General features: G+C 65.4%; 5 protein-coding genes. 1 reads left to right on the top strand and 4 read right to left on the bottom strand.

All coding sequences use genetic code 11. The annotated features are described in order from the left end of the window. On the top strand, positions 1 to 728 hold a 728-nt coding region (locus HMPREF9440_RS05965), incomplete at its 5' end, for a DUF7146 domain-containing protein (protein ID WP_008542457.1). Here the strand turns inward: HMPREF9440_RS05965 and HMPREF9440_RS05970 are convergent. The 4 genes from HMPREF9440_RS05970 to HMPREF9440_RS05985 form a co-directional block, all read right to left on the bottom strand. Further along, the gene (locus tag HMPREF9440_RS05970; RefSeq protein ID WP_008542458.1) at positions 700 to 1563 is read right to left on the bottom strand and encodes a DMT family transporter; all 864 of its coding nucleotides are present in this window, start codon (positions 1561 to 1563) and stop codon (positions 700 to 702) included. The two genes, HMPREF9440_RS05965 and HMPREF9440_RS05970, sit on opposite strands and share 29 nt — an antisense overlap. Positions 1564 to 1690: 127 nt before the next feature. Beyond that, positions 1691 to 3499, bottom strand: coding sequence for an aspartate--tRNA ligase (aspS, locus tag HMPREF9440_RS05975; RefSeq protein WP_008542459.1), 1809 nt, complete (start codon positions 3497 to 3499; stop codon positions 1691 to 1693). A 100-nt stretch (positions 3500 to 3599) separates the two neighbouring features. Further along, the gene (locus HMPREF9440_RS05980) at positions 3600 to 4250 is read right to left on the bottom strand and encodes a DUF502 domain-containing protein (protein WP_008542460.1); all 651 of its coding nucleotides are present in this window, start codon (positions 4248 to 4250) and stop codon (positions 3600 to 3602) included. Between the two features lie 48 nt (positions 4251 to 4298). Beyond that, on the bottom strand, positions 4299 to 4523 hold the full coding sequence (locus tag HMPREF9440_RS05985; protein ID WP_008542461.1) for an FmdB family zinc ribbon protein: 225 nt from the start codon (positions 4521 to 4523) through the stop codon (positions 4299 to 4301). Positions 4524 to 4653 lie beyond the last annotated feature (130 nt).

Here is a 4653-nt window from a genome sequence, read left to right on the forward strand (position 1 = left end):
CGCAGGCGAGCGAAGAGGAGCGCCGCGCGGCGCGCGAGCGCGCCGCGGCATACCGGGCCGAACGCGAAAAGGAAGAAGAGGAGGCCCGTCGGAGGAAGGCCGAGCTCGAAGCCCTTTGGGATTCGGCGAAGCCCCTCACGCGGGAGGATTCCCCGCCGCTTCGCTACCTCGCGAAGCGCGGCCTCGCCGGGTGCGACCTCTCGCACGAACTCCGCTGGGTGGAGGCGCTCCCCTACAAGGATCAGGACGGGAACGACTCGACGTGGCCCGCGCTCCTCGCGCGCGTCTCGGACGAGCGCGGAGGGCTCGTGTCGATCCACCGCACGTACCTCACGGAAGAAGGCGACAAGGCCCCGGTGCCGGTCGCGAAGAAGCTCGCGGCGGGACCCCTCGGGAACGGCTTCATCCGGCTCTTTCCCCCGAGCGACTTCCTCTGCCTCGCCGAAGGCATCGAGACCGCGCTCTCGGTGCACGAACTGACGGGGCTGCCCGCCTGGTCGGTGATCTCGCTGAACGGCTTCCAACGCTTCGAGGCGCCTCCTGAGGGCGTGCGCGTCCTCTGCATCTACGGCGACAACGACGCGAGCTTCACCGGCGCGGCCGGGGCCTACGCGTTGGCGGCGCGGCTTCGCGCACGCCACCCGGAACTCCAGGTCGACGTGCGCATTCCCGAGGGCACCGGCACCGACTGGAACGACGTCATCCGCGCTTCGCGCGCCGCTTCGTGAGGAGCGTCGCGGAGACGCCCGCCACGATGATGACGGCGATCCCGAGCGCGGAGAGGATCGTGATGGGTTCGCCGAAGATGATGAGCCCCAAAATCGCCGCGAAGACGATCGCGGAGTACTGGAGCGTGCTGGTGAGGAGCAGATTCCCCGCACCCCACGCGCGCGTCATGCAGAGCTGCGCCAACGTTCCCGTGAGGCCCATCCCGAAGATGGCGGGGGCGTTTTCCCAGGTGATCGGCGAAAAGCCGCCCATCAGCATCTGACCCGCGGCGCCCCAGACGCTCCCGAAGAGCGTGAAGTAGAAGACGATGCGCCATTCGGGCTCGTGCATGGCGGAGAGTTCTTTGACCTGCAGGTACGCCCACGCGGCGAAGAACCCCGAGGCCAAACCCACCAGGGCGGGAAGCTCGTCGCCGCCCCGCACCTCCGGCTGCAGCACGAGCGTGATCCCGAGGAACCCAGCCGCGACGCTCGCCAAGAGCCCCCAGCTCTGTCCCTCGTGCCGCCTCATCGTCATGAAGGCGACGAAGGCCGCCATGTAGAGCGGGCTCGTGTAGTTGAGCGTCATCGCGGTGCCCAGGGGCAGGTGCGCGATCGCGTAGAACCAGATCGTGAGGCCGAAGGTCCCGAGAAAGCTCCGCTTGATGTGGGAGAGGATGAGCGGCGTCCTCACCGTGAAGCCCTTCGAGAGCACCCAGAGGCCGATCACCGCCGTTCCGAAGACCGAGCGGTAGAAGACGAGCTCCATCGTGCCGAAGTCGGCGGCGCCCAGCTTCGAGCAGGCGGCCATCAGGGCGAAGAGAAGCGATGCGGCAAGCATCCAGAGGCTCTGCATGGGGGTTCCTTGGGGTGGGGTTGGATTTCAAAAAACGGAAAAGCCCCGGGGCCGCTCGGGCCGTCGGGGCTTGGGCATCCGTGAAGAGGCGGCCCCGTGCGGGGCGCCTCTTCGAAGAAGCGCAGGCTTACTGCCCGGCGATGTCGTGGTCCTTCTTCGGCTCGTTGCGCAGACGGATGTGCAGTTCGCGCAGCTGCTTTTCGTCGACCGGCGACGGGGCCTGCGTGAGCAGGCACTGGGCGCGCTGGGTCTTCGGGAAGGCGATCACGTCGCGGATCGAGTCGGCGCCGCACATCATCGTCGCGATGCGGTCGAGACCGAACGCGATGCCGCCGTGCGGGGGCGCGCCGAACTGGAGCGCGTCGAGGAGGAAGCCGAACTTCTGACGGCGTTCTTCCGGCCCGATCTTGAGGGCTTCGAAGACCTTTTCCTGGACGTCTTCACGGTGGATACGGACGGAACCGCCGCCGATTTCCCAACCGTTCAGAACCATGTCGTAGGCCTTGGCGTAGCAGTGTTCCGGATCGGTGACGAGCTTGTCTTCGTCGCCGTCGACCGGGCACGTGAACGGATGGTGGCAGGACACCCAGCGCTGGTCTTCTTCCGCGTATTCGAACATCGGGAAGTTGACGACCCAGAGGGGACGCCAACCCGGCGTGAAGAGGCCGGTCTTCTTGCCGAATTCGGAGTGACCGATCTTGAGGCGAAGGGCCCCGAGGCTGTCCCAAACGATCTTCGCCTTGTCGGCGCCGAAGAAGATCACGTCGCCGTCCTGGGCGCCGGTGCGCTCGAGGATCGCGTTGAGTTCGTCGTCGGAGAGGTTCTTGACGATCGGGCTCTGGAGACCTTCGCGGCCGCGGGCGAGTTCGTTCACCTTGATGTAGGCGAGACCCTTGGCGCCGTAGATCTTGACGTATTCGGTGTAGGCGTCGATTTCCGAGCGCGGCATGCTCGCGGCGCCGGGAACGCGGAGAGCCACGACCATGCCGTTGTGGAGGCTCTTGACGCCCGAGAAGACCTTGAACTGCGATTCGGCGACGATGTCGGTGACTTCAACCAACTGGAGGTTGACGCGCAGGTCGGGCTTGTCCGAACCGTACTTCGCCATCGCTTCGTCGTAGCTCATCACCGGATAGGTGCCGAGATCGACGTCGAGGACTTCCTTGAAGACCGTGCGGACGAGGTCTTCCATGATCGCGCGGATTTCGTCCATCGAGAGGAAGGACGTTTCAATATCGACCTGGGTGAATTCAGGCTGACGGTCGGCGCGGAGGTCCTCGTCGCGGAAGCACTTGACGATCTGGTAGTAGCGGTCGAAGCCCGCCATCATCAGGAGCTGCTTGAAGAGCTGCGGCGACTGCGGGAGGGCGTAGAAGCAGCCGTCCTGCACGCGCGAGGGCACGAGGTAGTCGCGGGCGCCTTCAGGCGTCGAGCGCGTGAGCATCGGGGTTTCGATGTCGATGAAGCCCTTGCTGTCGAGGTACTTGCGGAAGGCCATCGCGGTGCGGTAGCGCAGGCGCAGGTTCTTCTGCATCTGGGGACGGCGAAGGTCGAGCACGCAGTACGTGAGGCGCGTCGTCTCGGAGAGGTTTTCGTCGTCGAGATGGAACGGGGGCGTCATGGAGGGGTTCAGGATTTCGAGTTCCTGACAGAGCACTTCGACGCCGCCGGAGATGAGGTTGTCATTCTTCGTGCCGTCGGGACGCGCACGCACGAGGCCGACCACCTTGAGGCAGAACTCGTTGCGGCACTTGTCGGCCGTCGCGAAGACGTCCGGACGGTCCGGGTCGCACACCACCTGAACGATGCCTTCGCGGTCGCGAAGGTCGATGAAGATGACGCCGCCGTGGTCGCGACGGCGGTGTGCCCAACCGAAAAGGGTCACAGTCTGGCCGATGAGGGACTCATCAACCAAGCCAGAGTACACGGTTCGCATAAAAGCTCCGGGGAAAACGCCGGCGGGTTGTCGGCCGGCTCGATTTGGAAGAATGACGCCCCGCTCGTCCCTGCGGCGAGCGGGCACAGTATGTTGAAGTTTACGCCAACGGCGCGGGCTTGTCGGTCGATTCCGCCTCCGCCTTTTGCTCGGGAGCGGGCTCGGGGATCATCACGCCGAGCGAAAGGTGGAATTTGAAGGCCTGATCGACGGAGACGTTCGTGCGGCGGATCGCCGACTTCGGAAGCATCAGGACGTAGCCCGAGGTGGGGTTGGGCGCCGTGGGGACGTAGACCGTCACGAGGTCGTCGCGCCCGAGGGGTTCCGTCGCGGGGCCTTCGGGGTGCGAGACGATGAAGGCGAGCGTCCAGCGGTCGGGGAGCGGGAACTCCACGAGGACGACTTCCTTGAAGCTGTCGGTCTGGTCGGAGAGCAGCGTCGCGGCGATCTTCTTCGCGCCCGAGTAGAGCGGCCGCACGACGGGAATGCGCTCTAAAAAGCGCTCCCAGAGGCGCACGACCCACTGGCCGAAGTAGTTGGCGACGAGGATCCCCGTGACGAGCACGATCGAGGCGGCGAGGACCAGGCCCACGCCCGGGATGTGCACGCCCAAAATCGTGTCCGGGTGGTAGGGCGGCGGCAGGAGCGCGAGGAAGGAGTCGCTCCAGCGGATGATGGTCTCGAGCACCCACAGGGTGACGGCGAGCGGGATCCAGAGGAGGAGCCCGGCGGAGAAGTACTTTTTGAGCATCTTGTTCTTGACGGCAAAAAGCCGCGGAGGGTCGCGGCTTTTGGGGGCTTACTTCCCGGGTTTCGCGTGGGAGGCGGGCAGCGCCTTGTGGCCGCCGTTGAAGTCGGTGGCGGCCCAGCCCGACCCCTTCAGTTCAAAGCCCGGCGCGGAGAGCTCCTTGCGGAAGGTCTCCTTGCCGCACTTGGGGCAGGTCGTGAGCGGCTTGTCGCTCATCTTCTGGAGCACATCCTTTTCAAAGCCGCACTCGGTGCACTTGTAGGCGTAGATAGGCATGGTATTGAGCCGGTTGGGGGTTCGTGTTGTCGAAAGCGCAAATTATAAGGCCCCGCGCTCGATGAACGCGGGGCCTCGGGATGAGGGTCGGGGCCCGCTCTTAGGGGATAGCGGGCCCGCGGGGTGAGGA

This window comes from Sutterella parvirubra YIT 11816 (assembly GCF_000250875.1).
Lineage (GTDB): Bacteria > Pseudomonadota > Gammaproteobacteria > Burkholderiales > Burkholderiaceae_F > Sutterella > Sutterella parvirubra.